At 68.7% G+C, this 18,706-nt stretch carries 14 protein-coding genes; 10 read left to right on the forward strand and 4 right to left on the reverse strand.

Annotated features, from left to right (window positions below; translation table 11 throughout):
• The 5 genes from AC6EI8_RS00615 to AC6EI8_RS00635 form a co-directional block, all read left to right on the forward strand.
• On the forward strand, nt 1-1,017 hold a 1,017-nt coding region (locus tag AC6EI8_RS00615), incomplete at its 5' end, for a DUF58 domain-containing protein (RefSeq protein ID WP_498380997.1).
• Complete coding sequence (locus AC6EI8_RS00620) at nt 1,014-2,150, forward strand: vWA domain-containing protein (RefSeq protein WP_150083997.1); 1,137 nt, start codon at nt 1,014-1,016, stop codon at nt 2,148-2,150. The genes AC6EI8_RS00615 and AC6EI8_RS00620, both read left to right, overlap by 4 nt.
• Before the next feature lie 85 nt (nt 2,151-2,235).
• Nucleotides 2,236-2,736, forward strand: coding sequence for a sigma-70 family RNA polymerase sigma factor (locus AC6EI8_RS00625; RefSeq protein WP_498380998.1), 501 nt, complete (start codon nt 2,236-2,238; stop codon nt 2,734-2,736).
• The gene (locus tag AC6EI8_RS00630; protein WP_498380999.1) at nt 2,733-3,719 is read left to right on the forward strand and encodes a FecR domain-containing protein; all 987 of its coding nucleotides are present in this window, start codon (nt 2,733-2,735) and stop codon (nt 3,717-3,719) included. The genes AC6EI8_RS00625 and AC6EI8_RS00630 overlap by 4 nt, the downstream gene beginning before the upstream one ends.
• Before the next feature lie 253 nt (nt 3,720-3,972).
• The gene (locus tag AC6EI8_RS00635) at nt 3,973-6,426 is read left to right on the forward strand and encodes a TonB-dependent siderophore receptor (protein WP_498381000.1); all 2,454 of its coding nucleotides are present in this window, start codon (nt 3,973-3,975) and stop codon (nt 6,424-6,426) included.
• 36 nt (nt 6,427-6,462) lie between these two features.
• Here the strand turns inward: AC6EI8_RS00635 and AC6EI8_RS00640 are convergent, their stop codons facing one another.
• The gene (locus tag AC6EI8_RS00640; RefSeq protein ID WP_498381001.1) at nt 6,463-7,131 is read right to left on the reverse strand and encodes a GntR family transcriptional regulator; all 669 of its coding nucleotides are present in this window, start codon (nt 7,129-7,131) and stop codon (nt 6,463-6,465) included.
• Nucleotides 7,132-7,502: 371 nt separating this feature from the next.
• Between AC6EI8_RS00640 and AC6EI8_RS00645 the strand changes: the two genes are divergently transcribed.
• The 4 genes from AC6EI8_RS00645 to AC6EI8_RS00660 are packed head-to-tail and all read left to right on the forward strand — an operon-like array spanning nt 7,503 to nt 13,042.
• Entirely contained in the window at nt 7,503-8,750 is a 1,248-nt protein-coding gene (locus AC6EI8_RS00645) for an MFS transporter (RefSeq protein WP_498381002.1), read from the forward strand.
• 11 nt (nt 8,751-8,761) lie between these two features.
• Nucleotides 8,762-9,517: a LamB/YcsF family protein gene (locus AC6EI8_RS00650; protein WP_498381003.1), complete on the forward strand. Its 756-nt coding sequence runs from the start codon at nt 8,762-8,764 to the stop codon at nt 9,515-9,517.
• Nucleotides 9,518-9,544: 27 nt separating this feature from the next.
• Entirely contained in the window at nt 9,545-11,224 is a 1,680-nt protein-coding gene (pxpB, locus tag AC6EI8_RS00655) for a 5-oxoprolinase subunit PxpB (RefSeq protein WP_498381004.1), read from the forward strand.
• Nucleotides 11,225-11,275: 51 nt separating this feature from the next.
• Complete coding sequence (locus AC6EI8_RS00660) at nt 11,276-13,042, forward strand: acetyl/propionyl/methylcrotonyl-CoA carboxylase subunit alpha (protein ID WP_498381005.1); 1,767 nt, start codon at nt 11,276-11,278, stop codon at nt 13,040-13,042.
• A gap of 121 nt (nt 13,043-13,163) precedes the next feature.
• On the opposite strand, the gene AC6EI8_RS00665 is transcribed toward AC6EI8_RS00660, so the two are convergent.
• Nucleotides 13,164-13,484 (reverse strand): hypothetical protein, encoded by a 321-nt coding sequence (locus tag AC6EI8_RS00665; RefSeq protein WP_226105697.1) that lies wholly within the window; start codon nt 13,482-13,484, stop codon nt 13,164-13,166.
• Between the two features lie 399 nt (nt 13,485-13,883).
• On the opposite strand from AC6EI8_RS00665, the gene AC6EI8_RS00670 reads away from it, so the two are divergent.
• The gene (locus tag AC6EI8_RS00670; RefSeq protein WP_226105695.1) at nt 13,884-16,523 is read left to right on the forward strand and encodes a beta-glucosidase; all 2,640 of its coding nucleotides are present in this window, start codon (nt 13,884-13,886) and stop codon (nt 16,521-16,523) included.
• Nucleotides 16,524-16,558: 35 nt separating this feature from the next.
• Here AC6EI8_RS00670 and AC6EI8_RS00675 read toward each other — a convergent pair whose 3' ends face one another.
• Both AC6EI8_RS00675 and AC6EI8_RS00680 read right to left on the reverse strand, forming a co-directional pair.
• Nucleotides 16,559-17,515: a TIGR03571 family LLM class oxidoreductase gene (locus AC6EI8_RS00675; protein WP_226105693.1), complete on the reverse strand. Its 957-nt coding sequence runs from the start codon at nt 17,513-17,515 to the stop codon at nt 16,559-16,561.
• A gap of 61 nt (nt 17,516-17,576) precedes the next feature.
• Nucleotides 17,577-18,701 carry an alkene reductase gene (locus AC6EI8_RS00680; RefSeq protein WP_498381006.1) on the reverse strand — a complete coding sequence of 375 codons (1,125 nt, stop codon included), beginning with the start codon at nt 18,699-18,701 and terminating at the stop codon, nt 17,577-17,579.
• Between the last annotated feature and the right edge of the window lie 5 nt (nt 18,702-18,706).

Consider the following 18,706-nt stretch of genomic DNA (forward strand, 5'->3'; position numbering starts at 1 on the left):
CTGCGCCGCATGGAATGGACCGTGGTGCGCCGCCTCGACGGCATGCTGCAGGGCGACTACCGCACGCTGTTTCGCGGCTTCGGGCTGGACCTGGCCGACCTGCGCGAATACCAGGCCGGCGACGACGTCCGGCACATCGACTGGAACGTGACCGCCCGGCTGCAGACGCCGCATGTGCGGATGTTCCAGGAGGATCGGGAGATCGCGGCCTGGTTCCTGCTCGACCTGAGCGGCTCCGTCGAGTTCGGCTCGGGCGAGGTCCGCAAGCGCGACCTGCTGAGCGATTTCACCACCGTGATGGCGCTGCTGCTGACGCGCTATGGCAACCGCGTCGGCGCCGTGCTCTACAACGGGGCGGCCGACATGACCGCGTCGGTGGTGCCCGCGCGTGCCGGGCGCCGGCAATTGCTGCACCTGCTCGACCGCATGCACGCCACGCCGGCCGCCTCGCCGGGCCACACTCGGTTGCGCGGCCTGCTCGACCATGCACGGGCGGTCGCCAGGCGGCGATCGGTGGTGTTCGTGGTGTCGGACTTCATCAGCGATCCGGGCTGGCAGGCCTCGCTCGCCATGCTGGCCAGGCGCCATGAGGTGGTGGCCGTGCGGCTGGTCGATCCCCTGGAGCAGGCGCTGCCCGATCTGGGTTTGCTGGTGCTGCAGGACGCCGAGACCGGCGAGCAGATGTTCGTCGACACGCACGACCCGGCCTTTCGCAAGCGCTTCGTGGCGGCCGCGCAGGCGCGCGAGGAAGAACTGCGGCTGGGCTTTGCCCGGGCCGGCGTGGATTGCCTGACGCTGTCGACCGATGCCCGGCTGGACCTGGCCCTGCTGGAGTTCTCGCGGCAGCGTCGTCATCGGCAAGGCACGGCGAAGGGCACGGCAAAGGGCACGGCAAAGGGCACGGCGCTGAAAGCCGGCAACGCGGGCCCCAGCGCGGGGGGCAATGCGGGCGCAAGTGCGGGCGCGAATGCAGGGGCAAGCAAGGAAGCGAAGAAGGGGGCCGCATGGACGGCGTGAGCGAGGCGATCACCCGGCTGCCCGCCATCAGCTTCCTGTGGCCCAGGATGCTGTGGCTGCTGGCGCTGGTCCCCGTGCTGGCTCTCGCCTACCTGTGGCTGGACGCACGGCGCCGGCGTGCGGCGGTTCACTATCCCGCCCTGAAGACCGTCGGCTTCGCCAACCGCGGCGTCGCGGGCTGGCGCCGGCATGTGTCCCCGGTGCTGATCCTGCTCGCGTTGACCGCATTGATCGTCGCGATCTCGCGGCCGCATGCGCTGCTGGTGCTGCCCTCGCGCATCGAGACCGTGATGCTGGTCATCGACCTGTCCGGCAGCATGCGCGCGAAGGACGTGCAACCGAACCGGCTGCGCGCCGCGCAACAGGCCGCCAAGGGGCTGCTCGAGGCGAAGCCCGCGGGCGTCAGCGTCGGCCTGGTCGCGATGGCGGGAACATCGGCCGTCGCGCAGGCGCCGAGCCGCACGAAGCAGGACGTGGCCACGGCCATCGACCGCCTGCAGCCACAGGGCGGCACCGCGCTGGGCAACGGCCTGCTGATCGCGCTGACGGCGTTGCGGCCGGAAGCGACCGAGGACGCCGGACGCCTGATGGATGGCGATGCCTCGCCGCTGAAGAAACGAGGCGCGCTCGGCAACCCGTTCGGCGCAGCGGGATTGGGGCAGGGAGCGAGCCCGGGCGCGGGCCAGGGAGGAGGACAAAACTCTGCCGACCAAGAGGGCGCCGCCGCCCCGGGCTCCTATGCCGCCGGCGCGATCGTCGTGTTCTCCGACGGCGAAAGCAACGCCGGTCCGACCGCGGTGCAGGCGGCCGAACTGGCGGCCTCCTATGGGGTGCGCGTCTATACCGTCGGCGTGGGCACGACCCAGGGCGTCGTGCTGTCGGCGGACGGCTGGTCGGCGCGCGTCAAGCTCGACGAGGCCGTGCTGAAGGAAGTGGCCAATACCACCGGCGCCGAATACTTCCGGCTGGAGGACGCCGCCAGGCTCAAGCAGGTGTATCGCGCGATCAACGCCAAGCTGACGCTAGGCAAGACCGAGCAGGCGGAAATCACCGCACTGTTCGCCGCGCTTGGCGCGGTGCTGGCGGCGGGTGCGGCGCTGCTGTCGCTGTGGTGGTTCGGACGGGTGATGTAGGGCACGGCGCAAGAAATCGTCTGCCGGGAAATGAGATGTATTATCATCTGCGCGGTTTTCTGGCCGTTCCCATCCTGTTCCGCCCATGCCCGCTCCGAGCCGAAGCACGACACTGCACGCACTCTATTGCGATCATCACGGCTGGCTCCATGGCTGGCTGCGCAAGCGCCTCGGCAACGACTGCGAGGCGGCCGATGTGGCGCACGACACCTTCCTCCGGGTCTATGCCGGCCCACGCGCACTCGACCGTCTGTCCGAGCCGCGTGCCTTTCTGACCCACGTGGCCAAGGGGCTGGTGGTCGATCTCTACCGTCGACGCGCGGTGGAGAAGGCCTACCTGGACAGCCTCGCCCAGCTGCCTGAAGCGCTGGCGCCTTCGCCCGAGACGCGGGCACTGGTGCTCGAGGCCCTGCACCGGATCGACGCGATGCTGTGCGCCATGCCCATGCGAGCGCGCGAGATCTTCCTGTTGTCGCAGCTGGACGGCCTGACCTACGCGGAGATCGCGGCGCGGCAAGGCATCTCGCTGCGAACCGTGAAGCGGCAGATGCGCGACGCCTTTCTCGCCTGCCTGTCGGCGATATGAGCCGCGACCGTGGGGCGGGGACGGTGCCCGCCAGCATCCTGGCCGAGGCGGCCGACTGGATGGTACGCATTCAGTCGGATCCGCACGACGCCGCGCAACTGGCCGAACTGCACGCCTGGTGCGCGCGCAGTCCCGCGCATGCCCGGGCCTGGCACCAGGCGCAGCAGGTGCTCGGCACGTTCGACAGCGTGCCGGCCGCGTTGCGGCGCACGGCGTTGGCGGGACTCGCGCGCGAACAGCGGCGCCGGGCCACCCGCAAGCTCGCCCTGATGCTGGTGGGCGCCCCGGCCGCCTGCCTGGCCTGGCGCTTCGCCCCGTGGGAGGCGATGACCGCCGGCATCCGTACGGCAGTCGGCGAAACCCGCGAGGTACGGCTGGCCGATGGCACGCGGGTCACGCTGGACACGGACAGCGCGATCGACGTGTCCTATTCCGACAGCACGCGCCTGATCAAGCTGCGGGCGGGCCGCATCCTGATCGACACCGAGCCGGACCCGGCCGCCGTGCCCCGGCCCTTCGTCGTCGAGACGCCGGACGGCGTGCTGCGCGCGCTCGGGACGCGCTTCGTCGTTCGCCGGCAGTCCGACGCCAGCCAGCTGGAGGTCTATCACGGAGCGGTGGAGGTTCGGCTGCGCCGCGACGGCGCGCCGCTGCGGGTGGACAGCGGGCAATGGCTGCGCTTCGGCGCCGGGGAGACGGCATCCGGCGCCGCGCTCGACGGCCTGGGTGCGGCGTGGGCGCACGGCATGCTGGCCGCGCGCAATCTGCGGCTGGAGGCGCTGGCCGAGGAACTGGCGCGCTATCGCCCCGGCATCGTGCGCTGCGATCCGGCCATCGCCGACCTGCGCGTGACCGGGGCCTTCCCCTTGCGGGACACGGACCGCAGCCTGGACCTGCTGGCCGAGACGCTGGGCATCCGGGTGCGCCGGCGGACCCGCTACTGGGTCATGCTCGAGCCCGGCGACGCCGGCGCCTCGCGATAGTACATAGGCCCGGGGCGAGCCAGCCGGCCCGCCTTCATGCGCCGCCAGCCCGGCTCATGCGCCGCAGGCACGGCTCATGCGCCGCGGGCACGGCCCATGCGCCGCCAGCCCGCTTCATGCGTTCCCGGCCCCCCCTTGCGCTCGCTGCACGTGGCCCCTTTTTTCCTCTCGCCCGGTGTACCTGTTGTAGGCTGGTCCCGCCCCAGCGGGCACCGGTCCGATCGTCGACTGGTCACTGGTGTCGGAAAGGAACATGTTCGTGGCAATCCCCTGCAATTCCCGGTTTTCTCCCAAGCAAAGCGTGCTGACGCGGGCGCTGTCCCGTGCCCTGTCCGGCACCGCATTGAGCCTGTGCGCCACGCTGGCCGTGCCGGACGCCGCGCTGGCCCAGGCCGCTGCCCCGGGCGGCGCGTCTTCCGCGCGCAGCTACGCGATTCCGCCCGGACCGCTTGGCGATACGCTGGCGCGCTTCTCCATCGAGGCCGGCGTCCCGCTGTCGTTCCCGTCGGGGCTGGTGGCGGGGCTGCGCAGCGAAGGCCTGAACGGCACCTATGACGTCCAGGCGGGTTTCGCGCGGCTGCTGCAGGGAACGGGCCTCGAGCTGGCCGCGACCGGCAGCGGGGCGTACACGCTGCGCCGGCGCCAGGCAGCGCCGGCGGCGGAGGTCGAGCTCCAGCCCGTCACGGTCACCGCCTCCGCCACGGCGGAGCGCCTTGCGCCCGCTTACCCGGGCGGCCAGGTCGCGACCGGCGGCGGCCTGGGCCTGCTGGGTAATCGCGACATCATGGACACGCCGTTCAGCCTGACGGCGTACACGCAGGAGCTGATCCAGGCGCAGCAGGCCAGCAGCATCGCCGATGTCGTCAACAACGATGCCTCGGTGCGCAACGTGAACCCGCGCGCCGGGCGCTTCGACCAGTTCTCGATCCGCGGCTTCCCGGTGCTGAACAGCGACATCGCGCTCAACGGCCTCTATGGCGTGCTGCCCACCTATGCGGTGGCGGTGGAAGCGGCCGAGCGCATCGAGATCCTGAAGGGACCGAGCGCCTTGCTCAACGGCATGGCCCCCAGCGGCGCGGTGGGCGGGGCCATCAACGTGGTGTCCAAGCGCGCGCCGGCAGAGGCGGTGAATCAGTTCACGCTGGGCTACGCATCGGACTCGACCTTCGGCGGACATGCCGACGTGGCGCGCCGCTTTGGCGAGCGGCAGGAGTTCGGCGTGCGCTTCAACGCCGCGTACAAGAACGGCGACACCTCGGTCGATCCGCAGTTGCTGGAGCGCAGCCTGGCAACGCTCGGGCTGGACTACCGTGGCACGCGGCTGCGCCTGTCGGCCGATTTCGGCTATCAGCAGCAGAATGGCGACGCGCCGCAGGAGCGGGTGACCGCGGCGGCGGGCGTGCCGCTGCCCGATGCCTCGCGCATTCACCGCAACTATGCCCAGCCCTGGACCTTCGCCGACACGCGCGACAGCTACGTGGCGCTGCGCGGCGAGTACGACGTGAGCGACGACCTCGAGGTGTATGGCGCCTTCGGTGCCCGCCGCGGGCGCTACGAGTTCCTGCGCATGGCGGTCGCCGCGCGCGACGCCGCCGGCAACTTTGCCAGCGCGCCGTTCCGTTTCCTGCGCGAGGAAGACGCGTACACCAGCGAGATCGGTGCCCACGCGCGCTTCGCCACCGGACCGCTGCGCCACCAGCTGAACGTGAGCGCCTCGGTGTTTCATCTTGAGGCCGGCAATCTGCGGCAGAACTTCGGCACGATCCGCTCGAACCTGTACAACCCGGTCGTGGCGCCGCGGCCGTCCTTCGCGGGCCTGAGTTCGGATGTACCCAAGGCGGAAGAGACCGAGCTTTCCAGCCTGGCGCTGGCCGACACGATTTCCGCGCTGGACGAGCGGGTCCAGCTGACGCTGGGCGCGCGCCTGCAGCGCGTCCAGTCCGATTCGTTCGGCGCCACCGGGCAGGTCACCAGCCACTATGACGAACGTGCCGTCACGCCGGCGGTGGCGCTGGTGGTCCGGCCCTGGAAGCAGGTCTCGTTCTACGGCAACTACATCGAGGGCCTGAGCCAGGGGCCCACGGCGCCCAGTACCGCGGCCAACGCCGAACAGATGTTTGCGCCGATCAAGTCCAGGCAACTGGAGGCGGGCGTCAAGGTGGATTTCGGCAGCATCGCGACCACGCTCAGTGCGTTCCGCATCGAGCAGCCCACCGGCTTGACGGACCCGGCCACCAATGTCTTTTCGGTCGCCGGGAAGCAACGCAATACCGGCCTGGAGTGGAATGTGTTCGGCGAACCGGTGCAGGGCGTGCGGGTGCTGGCCGGCGCGATGTATCTGAACGGCCGGCTCAGGGAAACGGCGGAACCGGCCAACAACGGCAACGTCGCCCCGGGCACGCCGCGCTACAACCTGAACGCGGGCGTGGAGTGGGACACGCCCTTCCTGGCGGGGCTGACGCTGTCGGCGCGCGTACTGCGCTCGACGTCGCAGTATCTCGACGCCGCGAACCGGCAGCGGATACCGGCCTGGACGCGGATCGACATCGGCGCCCGCTATACGCTGAAGGCAGCCGGCAAGCGCGTGACCGTGCGCGCCGCGGTGGAAAACCTGTTCGACAAGTCCTATTGGGCCTCCGCCTCGGCCAATGGTCTGACGCTTGCCACTCCGCGCACCTTCCTGGTCTCGACGACGATCGATTTCTGAGGTTGCCGCCGCGGTGGCACCTTCCCGGGCCCGCGCTCAGCGCCCCTTGAAGACCGGGTGCCGGGCGCAGGCCGACAGCACGATGCGCTCGGACTGCACCAGATAGTCGTTCAGCGCCGCGGCACACTCGGCCAGCTTGCCCGACTCGAACAGCTGGAGGATGTGCTGGTTCATCTCGACATAGGGCCCGTGCAGGAATTCGGGGTCCTGCAGCATGCCGAACGCCAGCCGCAGCTCCGCCAGCAGGTGGGAGAACATCACGTTCAGCCGCTCGCTGTCGGCCAGTTCCACGATCGCCATGTGGAACTCCATGTTGGCGGTGCCCGCGCCCTGCCAATCGCCGCTGTCGCGGCAACGCAATCCCGCTTCCACCGCCTGCCGCATGTGCTTTCTCGCCGGATGGCTGGGGTAGGCCTGCGCGATCGCCTGGCATTCGATCAGGCGGCGGACCCGGTAGATGTCGATGATCGCCGCAATGCTCGGAATGGCCACCGCCACGCCGCGGTTGGGCTCATGCTTGAGCAGACCTTCCTTGGTCAGCACGCGGAAGGTCTCGCGCAGCGTATTGCGCGAGATCTGCAGGCTTTCGCTGAGCGCGGCTTCGGACAGGCGCTGCCCGGGCGCGAAGTCGCCATGCAGGATGCGCTGGCGGATCTGCTCGGTGACCCGTTCGGCCAGGTTTCTTACGTCGGAACTGGTTGTCATGTCGGCTGCAAGGGGAACGGGACTTCGGCCAGGCATCGGTCGGCCCGGTATCAGCCGTGTCCCGTATCGCGGGATGTTACCCCAGCTTTGTTCAACAACCTGCGCCAGATTGGTGCGACTTGGCTCGGCCATGCAGGCCTAGGTGTATACCAGAATCGATCCGAACGAATGATTGTTGAACAATCCATCCACGGTGGTTGAGTCAATACGTGCATATACATCAACATGGCACGTGCCTTGCCAAACAGCGCTGCGGTGGAGGGGCGGCTGGTTGGCGGTCCCGCTCACTGCCTCGACGTCGTCGCCGCGGCGTCATCAAACCGCGCGACGAGCATCCCCACGTTTTGCCGTTATCCCGAGTGAGCGCAACCATGTGGCTTAAAGAAACAACGCAGGAAGAGCGCAAGACGCTCTTTGCCGCCTTCGTCGGCTATGGGATCGATGCCTTCGACTACATGATCTACACCTTCATGATCCCCACCTTCATCCTGGTATGGGGCATGACCAAGGCCGAGGCCGGCTATATCGCGACGGGCGCGCTGATCAGCTCCGCGATCGGCGGCTGGCTGGCCGGCATCCTGGCCGACAAGTACGGCCGCGTGCGCGTACTGCAGCTGACCGTGCTGTGGTTCAGCTTCTTCACGTTCCTCAGCGGCTTCACGCAGTCGCCCGAGCAGCTGTTCGTGACGCGCATGCTGCAGGGGCTCGGGTTTGGCGGCGAATGGTCGGTCGGCTCCGTGCTGATCGCCGAAATGATCCGCGCCCGCCATCGCGGCAAGGCCGTCGGACTGGTGCAGAGCAGCTGGGCGGTGGGCTGGGGCCTGTCGGCCATTGCCTTCTGGGCGGTCTACGCGGTGTTCGAGCAGCAATACGCGTGGCGCGTGCTGTTCTGGATCGGCGTGCTGCCGGCGGTCTTCATCCTCTATATCCGCCGCAACATCAGCGAGCCCAAGGTGTATCGCGAGACCCAGGCCAAGCTCGCCGTCACCGGGCAGAGCAACAACTTCATGCTGATCTTCAAGCCGGGGGTGCTGCGCGTGACCGTGCTGGCGAGCCTGCTGGCAACCGGCATGCAAGGCGCCTACTACTCGGTGACGACCTGGCTGCCGACCTACCTGAAGATGGAGCGCAACCTGTCGGTGCTGAACACCAGCGGCTACCTGATGGTGCTGATCGCCGGCTCGTTCGCCGGTTACCTGACCAGCGCCTGGCTGTCCGACCACCTGGGTCGCCGGCGCTGCTTCATGCTGTTCGCGGTCAGCGCGGCGATCCTGGTGATCTGCTACACGCAGCTGCCCATCACCGACGCCGCGATGCTGGTGCTCGGTTTCCCGCTGGGCTTCTTCCTGTCGGGCATCTTCTCCGGCATGGGCGCTTACCTGACCGAGCTGTATCCGAGCCATATCCGCGGCTCGGGACAAGGCTTCTGCTACAACTTCGGGCGCGCGGTCGGTTCGGTATTCCCGGCGATGATCGGGCATATGGGCGCGACGATGTCGCTGGGCGTCGCCATCGGCTATCTCGCCGCCGGCGCCTATGGGCTGGTCGTCGTCGCCTGCCTGCTGCTGCCGGAAACGCGCGGACGCGAACTGCTGGGCGAAGCCGAGCCCGCGCATTGAGGTCCGGCGCCATGCAAATCGATCTGAACAGCGATCTGGGCGAGAGCTTTGGCGCCTGGCGCATGGGCAACGATGCCGCCATGCTGGACATCGTCAGCAGCGCCAACGTGGCCTGCGGCTTCCACGCGGGCGATCCCGCCGGCATCCTGCGGACGCTGAAGGCCGCGAAGGCGCGCGGCGTCGCGGTGGGGGCCCACGTTTCGTATCCGGACCTGCAGGGCTTCGGCCGCCGCAACATGGATCTCGCCAGCGAGGACCTGATCGCCGACGTCCTCTACCAGATCAGCGCGCTGGCGGGGATGGCGGCGACGGTCGGCACCGCGGTGCGCTACGTCAAGCCGCATGGCGCGCTGTACAACACCATCGCCAGCGACGAGCGCCAGGCGCGCGACGTGATCACCGCGATCTGCAAGTTCAATCCCGAACTGGCGCTGGTTGCGCTGGCCGGCTCGCCGCTGGTGGGCTGGGCGCGGGATGCGGGCCTGCGTGTCATTGCCGAGGCCTTCGCCGATCGCGCCTACACGCCGCAGGGCACGCTGGTATCGCGCCGCGAACCGGGCGCGGTGCTGCACGACGCCGACGAGGTTGCCCAACGGATGTTGCGGCTCGTGCGGGAAGGCACGGTGGTCGCCATCGATGGCAGCGTGGCGCGCGTCGAAGCGCAATCGATCTGCGTGCATGGCGACAGCGCCGGCGCGCTGGAGATGGCGCGCGCCGTGCGCGGCGCGCTCGAGCGCGACGGCGTCAAGGTGTCTGCGTTCGCCTGAGTCAGAAGGCCCGATCTGGAGCTTGTTTTGCGTTTCCTGCCCGTTTCCTCGAATGCGCTGCTGGTCGAGCTGGCCGACCTGGACCAGACGCTGGCCCTGCTGGCCTCGCTGCAGCGCGACCCGCTTCACGGCGTGGCGGAGCTGGTGCCCGCCGCGCGCACGATTCTCGTGCACTACCGCCCGTGGGCGACCAGCGCAGGCGCGCTTGTCCGCGCCATCGCCGCGCGCGACCTGTCGCAGCGGGTCGAACGCAGCCATACGCTGATCGAGATTCCGGTTCGCTATGACGGCGAGGACCTGGCCGAGGTCGCCGAGCTGCTCGGCATCACGCCCGACGAAGTCGTGCGCCGCCACACCGGCAGCGAATACACGGTGGCCTTCACCGGCTTCGCGCCCGGCTTTGCCTACCTCAGCGGCGGCCATCCGTCGCTGGACGTGCCGCGCCGCCGTACGCCGCGCACGCGCATTCCCGCCGGCGCGGTGGGTCTGGCCGGCACCTTCAGCGGCGTGTATCCGAAGGCAAGCCCCGGCGGCTGGCAGATCATCGGCACGACGCCGGTGGCGATGTGGGATCTCGGCCGCGAGCCCCCGGCGCTGCTGCAGCCCGGATTTCGCGTGCGCTTCGTCGATATGGCGACGCTGGAAGATGCGGCGGACAGAGCGGCGGACAGAGCGGCGGACACAGCGGCGTACATGGCGGCGTACATGGCGACGGCGCGCGTGGACGCGCCTGTGCCCGACGCCGGGACTGCGGCTGCGCTGCGCAAGGAGCCGGGCAGTGCGGCCTGCGCCGCGGCACTGAAGGTCAAGGGCACCGGATTGCAGACCGTATTCCAGGACCTCGGCCGGCACGGCCAGGCCGGGCAGGGCGTGTCGGCCTCGGGCGCGCTCGACCGGGCGGCGCTGCGGATGGCGAACCGCCTCGTCGGCAATCGAGGCGACAGCGCCGCGCTCGAAACCGTCGGCGGCGGCCTGCAACTGCAGAGCGACGGCGATACCGTGCTGGCCGTTACCGGCGCCGACGCACCGCTGACCGTGCGCACCGCCGATGGCCGCCAATGGCGCGTGCCGACGCATCAGGCGGTGGCCCTGGCCGATGGCGACACGCTGAGCATCGGCCAGCCGGTCGCCGGCGCCCGCTGCTATGTGGCGGCACGCGGCGGCTTTGCCGTGGCGCCGGTGCTGGGCAGCTGCGCGACGGATACGCTGGCCGGCATCGGACCCGCGCCGTTGTCGGTGGGCGACGTGCTTGGCGTCTTGCCTGCGCCGGCCGGCGCAGTGGTGGGCATGCCCGAGCAGCCCGCCACCGGTCTGCCCACGATCGAGCAAGACGTCGTGCTCGACGTGGTGCTGGGCCCGCGCACCGACTGGTTCACTCCCGAGTCGGTCGCGCGGCTGGCCGCGCAGCGCTGGCAGGTCACGCCGCAGTCCAACCGCGTGGGCCTGCGGCTGGCGGGCGAGGCGCCGCTGGAACGCGCCATCACCGGCGAGCTGCCCAGCGAAGGCACCGCGCTGGGGGCGCTGCAGGTGCCGCCCAGCGGCCAGCCGATCCTGTTCCTCGCCGACCATCCGCTGACCGGCGGCTATCCGGTGATCGGCGCCGTGGCGCCTCACCATCTGGATCGCGCCGGCCAGATTCCGGTCGGGGCGTGGCTGCGATTCAATCCGATCGGCCCCTTCGAAGAACTGCAACCGTCCGCCGGCTGAGCGGGCGCTCTTTTACCGAGACCCGCACCGAGACCCGTACCGAGATTCGCGATGAAGAAAGTCCTGATCGCCAACCGTGGCGAGATCGCCGTTCGCATCGTTCGCGCCTGCGCGGACTATGGCGTCGGCTCCGTGGCCGTCTATGCCAACGCCGATATCGACGCGATGCATGCGCGCCTGGCCGACGAGGCCTACGGCCTGGACGGCGACCGTCCAGCCGACACCTATCTGAACATCCCCAAGCTGCTCGACATCGCTCGCCGCAGCGGCGCCGATGCCGTGCATCCGGGCTACGGCTTCCTGTCGGAAAGCGAGGCCTTTGCGCAGGCGGTGATCGACGCGGGGCTGACGTGGATCGGCCCGTCGCCGGCGACGATCGCGCGGCTCGGCGACAAGGTCGAAGCGCGCAAGATCGCGCTGCGGGTCGGGGCTCCGCTCGTGGCCGGCACGCCCGAGCCGGTCGTCGACGCCAGCGAGGTGCTGGCCTTCGCCGAACGGCACGGCCTGCCGATCATCATCAAGGCCGCATTCGGCGGCGGTGGCCGCGGCATGAAGATCGCTTGGCGCATGGACGAGGTCGAGGAGCTCTATGCCTCGGCGGTGCGCGAGGCGGTCACCGCGTTTGGCCGCGGCGAATGTTTCGTCGAGCAGTTCCTCGACAGGCCGCGCCATATCGAGGCGCAGGTCCTGGCAGACCGGCACGGCAACGTGGTCGTGGTCGGCACGCGCGACTGCTCGCTGCAACGCCGGAACCAGAAACTGGTCGAAGAGGCCCCCGCGCCGTTCCTCAGCGAGGAGCAGCGCGCGCGCATCCACGCCGCGGCCCGCGACATCTGCGCGGCGGCCGAATACACCAGCGCCGGCACGGTCGAATTCCTGCTCAGCGCCAGCGGCGCGATCTCGTTCCTCGAGGTCAACACGCGGCTGCAGGTCGAGCACCCCGTGACCGAGCAGACCACCGGCGTCGATCTGGTCGTCGAGCAATTGCGCGTGGCCGATGGCCTGCCGCTGTCGATCACCGACACCCCGGCGCCGCTGGGACATGCGATCGAGTTTCGCATCAATGCCGAGGACGTTGGCCGCGGTTTCCTGCCCACGCCCGGACCGGTGCAGCGCTTCGATGCGCCCTCAGGCCCGGGCGTGCGGGTCGATTCCGGCGTGCAGTCCGGTTCGGTCGTGCCCGGTACCTTCGACTCGCTGATGGCCAAGCTGATCGTCACCGGCGCGACGCGAGAACAGGCCTTGGCGCGCGCGCGTCGTGCGCTGCGCGAATTCCGGATCGAGGGCGTGGCGTCGGTGCTGCCGTTCCATCGTGCCGTGATCGATCACGCGGATTTCGTCGGCACGGATGGTTTCAAGGTCCATACGCGCTGGATCGAATCGGACTTCGCCGAGCCGCTGGCCGCGGCCGCGCGTGCCGAGCCCCAGCCCGACGGCAGCCTGCTGCGCACGGCCATCGAGATCGACGGGCGCCGCATGGTGCTGGGCTTGCCGGCTCAGCTGCTTCGCGGATTGGCCAATGCGCCGGCCGGCGACGGCGCTATGGATGCCGCGCAGGCGGGCCTCATCAATGCCGCCAATGCGGCCGACGCCACCGACGCCACCGACGCAGCCGAACTGCCGTCGCCCATCGCCGGCACTGTGCAGGCGTGGAAAGTCGCGATCGGCGACGAGGTCAAGGAAGGCGATCTGATCGCCGTGATGGAGGCGATGAAAATGGAGATGCAGGTCCACGCGCATCGCACGGGCCGGCTGACTTGGCAGGCTCCGGCCGGTACGTTCCTGGCCGCGGGCGCACCGCTGGCACGCATCGAGTGAAACGCATCGGCGCTGCGATGGCGGGAGCCGAAGACTGAAGGCGGTGCCTCAATGCCCTCGATGCATCGATGCCTCAATGCCTCAATGCCTCAATGCCTCAATGCCTCAATGCCTCAATGCCTCAATGCCTTGGCGGATTGCGATCCTGTCCCGGCGGCGTTTCCGTCGGCCGCACCGTCTGCTGGCCCACCGGAGCCTGGCTGACGGGCGATACCAGTTGCGAGGGATCGACGGCGGGGTTGGCGCCAATGCCTGCGGTCCCGCCGTCGCTGCTGCCGGTCGCGGCCGGGGCCTGGTTCAGGCCCACCGACGAATCGCCGGAATCGCTGCCGCCGCATGCGGCAAGACCGAACGACAGACCGAAGGCGAGCGCCGCGATACTGCCTTTCCGCACCAGGGCACGACATACCGTGCGGATTCTGCGCCTGCGATGCAGAGCCATCTCTACCTCCTGCGATATGGCATCGAGGATGCTTCCGAGCAGCGTTCGCACGCTGCTCGCATCATGTTCGCACTGCGTGCGCCGCGGTGTCGGCTTGCGGCTCGATAAGGCGAATCAAACTTGCGTACGTCCCTGCGTACGTGCCTGCGTACGTGTTGGCGTACGAATTGGCGTACGTGTTTGCGGACTGCACGCTTCGTTGCCTGATAGATCGACGCGAAGAAGGACGGCATCGACGCGCGCCAATCCAGTCTTGCAACAAAGCCCGCGCGGTAAAAGTTCAATTCTGTAACGGAACGTTACGCATCTTCTCTTTCGCGCAGCGCGCACTACCGTCTCCCTAAGCGCCGTTTCTCGGCGCCCTTCAATGCCGCGGCATCGCTGCGCAAGGGAGGCATCATGCGTGCTCGTTTCCTCATGACCGCGCTGATCGGCGCGGGCGTCCTCGCTGCGCATTCGGTGCCTGCGCAAGCGCCTTCCACCGACGCGCAGATCAATGCGATCGTGCAATCGATCCTTGCGCAGATGACGCTGGCCGAGAAGCTCGAATACGTCAGCGGCACGGGCGCGTGGGACATCAAACCGTTGCCGCGTCTCGGGCTGCCGCAAATCAAGGCAAGCGATGCAGGATTGGGCGTGCGGCTCAGCAATCCTGTGGGCGTTGCCTATCCCGCGGGCCCGGCATTGGCATCGACCTTCAATGCCGATCGCGCCAAGCAGATGGGCGTGGGCCTCGGCCTCGAAACGCGTCTGAGCGGCTTCCAGCAAATCGCCGGCCCCGGGCTGAACATGTATCGCACGCCGTTCTCGGGGCGCGCCTTCGAGTATCTGGCGGGTGAGGATCCCTTCCTTGGCGCCGTGCTCGGTGCCGCGCAGATCAACGGCATCCAGTCGCAGAACGTCTGGGCCGACGCCAAGCATTACATCGCGAACGAGCAGGAGGTCAATCGCTTCAACCTGATGGAAACGGTCAGCGAGCGGGCACTGCGCGAGATTTACATGGTGCCGTTCGAGTCGGCGGTAAAGAACGCCAACGTTGCCGTCGTGATGTGTGGATTCCAGGGCCTCAATGGTGCAAATCCGGTTTGCGAAAGCCATGCGGCGATTCAACAGACGCTGAAGAACGAGTGGGGCTTCAAGGGCTTCGTGGAATCGGACTATGCCGCGCTCAAGCACACGCTGCCCGCGGCAGTGGCCGGCGTCGATATCGAGCGGCCGTCCGCCAACATCTTCTCGCCGGGCGCGCTTGGCGCGCTGCTGGCGAACGAACAGCTGAGCCAGGCGACGCTGGACGACAAGGTGCGCCGCATTCTCGGCCGTCTGGTCGCCTATGGCTTCATTGGCGGCGTGCCGGCGGCAACCGGCGAATCGCATCCGCCGTTTGCCGAACGGGCGGCGCTGGACGTGGCGCGCGAAGGCATCGTGTTGCTGAAGAATGAGGGGCAGCTGCTGCCGCTGCGCCGCGAGACGGCACGCAATATCGCGGTGGTGGGCAAGCTCGCCACCGGCGCGCCGCCGACCGGTTTCGGCAGTGCCCATATTGCGGCGGCGCGGTATATCAGCGAAATCGACGGCCTGCGGCAGATCGCCGGCACGGGCGCCAATATCGTGCTGCTCGATGCCGTCACGCTCGATCCCGCGCGCTCGGCATGGACCACGCCCAGCGGCGCATCCGGCGTGCAGGCACAGTACTACGCCAACCCGACTTGGAGCGGCGCGCCGGTTCTTACCCGCGTCGAACCGATGATCAATCTGGACACGTCCGGCGGGGCGCCGCAGAGCGGCGATTACCGCGGTCCGGTCTATGGCGGTGGCGGCACGGCGCAGCCGGCGTCGGTGCGCTGGACCGCCACCATCCGGCCCACCGTCAGCGGTGCGCACGTATTCAAGGCGCGTGCGAACGGGGCCGTCCGCCTCTACATCAATGGGCAATTGGTGATGGACAACGGCGACGGCAATCCGCTGCCCGGCAATGTCATCCCGCCGACCATTCCCGTCAATGCGCGGGTGATGCTGCAGGCGGGCCAGACCTACAACGTGCAATTCGACTACTCGGCAAGGCCCGGATATATCGCCGTGTTCGGTGGTTTCCTGGGCGCGCAGCTCAGCTGGGCGTCGCTGCAGGCGCCGCCGAACCTGTCCGGCTTCGATGCCGTCGTGGTCGCGGCCGGCCACAGCGCCGAATACGAGGGCGAGGGCTTCGATCATCCGTTCACATTGCCGGAGTTCCAGGACGAGCTGATCGCCAATCTGTCACGCGCCAATCCCCGCACGATCGCGGTGCTGCACGGTGGCACCGGCTTCGACATGCAAGGCTGGATCGATGGGGTCGGCGCGGCGCTGCACGCCTGGTATCCGGGACAGAACGGCGGCCAGGCCCTGGCCGAGATCCTGTTCGGCGATGTCAATCCCTCCGGCAAGCTGCCGATCACGATCGAGCGGTCGATCACGGACAACCCAACCTACGCGAATTATCCGCAGGCATCGAACGACCTGAACTTCAGCGCGATGACCTACACCGAGGACATCTTCGTCGGCTATCGGGGCTTCGAGCGCAGCGGTAGAAGGCCGTTGTTCCCGTTCGGCTTCGGGCTGTCCTATACCCGCTTCAACTACGGCGCGTTGAGCGTGTCGCCCGGCATTGCCGCCGGCAGCGGGCGCGTCGCGGTGTCGTTCGATATCACCAATTCCGGCGAGGTCGCCGGCGCGGAGGCGGCGCAGGTCTACGTCGCGCAATCCGGCTCTGCCGTACCGCGTCCGGTCAAGGAGCTGAAGGGCTTTGCCAAGGTCTTCCTGCAGCCGGGAGAGACGCAGCGCGTGACCGTCTATCTCGACCAGCGCTCGCTGGCGTACTACGATGCCGCCCGCAATGCGTGGGTGACGGACCCCGGTGCGTTCGACGTCCTGGTCGGTGCATCGTCCCAGGACATTCGTCTGCGCGGGCAGCTGTTCAATCTGTTCCGATCGGTCACCAATACGCGGGTCAGCAATCCGCTGCCCGCGCCGGAACTGGTTCGATTGGGGCCGGTGCATCCATAGCCCGATGCTGGTCATGGCGCCATGCCGTCATGCCGTCATGCCGCCATGGCGCCGGGCCCCTGCCGATCGGCCTCCGCATGGAAATGCGGCAGCACGTAGGCCGCGATTTCCTCCATCGCGTCGCTGACCGGCCGTTGGCTGCGGCGGAAATGCAGGCCGACATGGCGCACGCCGGCCTCGCGCATGGCGTGCAGTTCCTCGATCAGGCCGTGGCGCCCGACCGCGCCGCCGAAGCGGTGCCGTTGCATGGGCGCATCCGGGTCCGCCAGCAGGTCCAGATGGATGAAGCTGATGTAGGGCTTGTCGCCGGCGACCTCGCGCCATAGCGCGCTGCGGCGGACATGGTCCTGCGGGGTTCCGGGATAGGCCAGCCAGCCGTCCATATGCTGCCCGACCCAGCTCGGCGTCTGCTGCGCCAGCCCGGCCACCAGCAGGGGCAGCGGACCCGTGGGGCGCGGCAACAGCGCGATCCCGCTCGGCAGGTCGGCGCCGCCGTTGCGCAGCAGCGCCACCTGCTCGCGGAAATTCTGTCCGCGGTTGTCGAAGTCACGGCCGAAGATCGGGTATTCCACCGGCCGGTCGCCGCTGGCCACGCCGAGCAGCAGCCGGCCGTTGCTGAGCTGGTCGATGGTCGTGGCGGACTTCAGCGTCAGATAGGGATCGCGCAGCGGCAGCACGATGGCCGCCGTGCCGAGCAGGATGCGCTCGGTGATGCCGGCCAGATAGCCGAGGTAGGAAAAGGCCTCGAAGACCTGTGCAGCGTCGCCGAAGTGCGGATCGTACAAAGGCACGTCGCGTACCCACAGCGCGCGAAAGCCCGCGCGGTCCGCCAGTTGCGCCAGCGCGCGATGCGCCGACAGATCGGGCTCGCCCGGCAGGCGCCCGTCGCGCTGGCGCGCGGCCTGGCCCGCGGGCGACCAGTCGTTGTCGAGCGGCAGCTCCACGCCGATGCTGAAGCCGCCCGAAGTCAATGTTTCCAATGCCGATGACATGACAGATTCTCCAGGCAGGCGCGCGGGCCTGCCTCTGATGCTGAGCCGATGACGGGCCGCGTCAGGCGGCAGCACTAGCCGCGGTTGCCGCGTACTCGGGGTAGTCGGTATAGCCCGCGGCGCCGCCGCCGAAATAGTTGGCACGATTGCCCGGATTCAGCGGCAGGTCGTGACGCAGCCGGTAGGGCAGGTCAGGATTGCCGATAAAGCTGCGGCCAAACCCGATCAGGTCGGCCCAGCCCTTCGCCAGCGCTTCCTCGGCGCGCGCCTTGTTGTAGTTGCCCGAATAGATCAGCGTGCCGGGATAGACCTCGCGCAGCGCCTCCTTGAAGGCGGGCGGCATCACCGGCGCGTCTTCCCAGTCGGCCTCGGCGATGTGGATATAGGCGACGCCGATCTTGCCGAGCGCGTGCGCGGCGGCGAGATAGGTGGCTTCGGGCGTGTCGTCGACCGCGCCCTGCAGCGTGGTCAGCGGGGCCAGGCGCACGCCGATGCGATCCTTGCCGACCACGTCGGTCACGGCCTGCGCCACCTCCTTCAGAAAGCGCAGGCGATTGTGCAGCGAGCCGCCATATTCGTCGGTGCGCGCGTTGGCCTGCGAATCGATGAACTGGTTGATCAGGTAGCCGTTGGCCCCATGCAGCTCGACGCCGCCAAAGCCCGCGTCGAGCGCGTTGCGTGCGGCCTGCGCGTAGTCGGCGACGATGCCGTGGATCTCCGGAATCGTCAGCGCGCGCGGCGCCGAGTGCTGGACCATCTCGCCGGCGCCGCCGGCCGGACCCTTGCCTTCCACATCGATAAAGACCTTGACCCCTTCGGCCACCAGCGCGGACGACGACACCGGGGCCGCATTGCCCGGCTGCAGCGAGGTGTGGGATACACGGCCGACGTGCCAGAGCTGGGCAAACATGATGCCGCCGGCGCCGTGCACCGCGTCGGTGACCTTGCGCCAGCCGGCAACCTGCTCCCGCGTGTAGATCCCCGGCGTCCATGCGTAGCCCTGGCCCTGCTGGCTGATCTGCGTGCCTTCGGAAATGATCAGGCCGGCCGAAGCGCGCTGCCGGTAGTACTCGGCCATCAGGTCGGTCGCCACGCCGCCGTCGCCCGCGCGCGAGCGGGTCATCGGCGGCATCACGATGCGGTTCTCGGTGGTCAGGTTGCCAAGGCGATAGGGCGTAAACAGCATGGGTT

The sequence above is a fragment of the Cupriavidus sp. R6-3 genome, assembly GCF_059772245.1.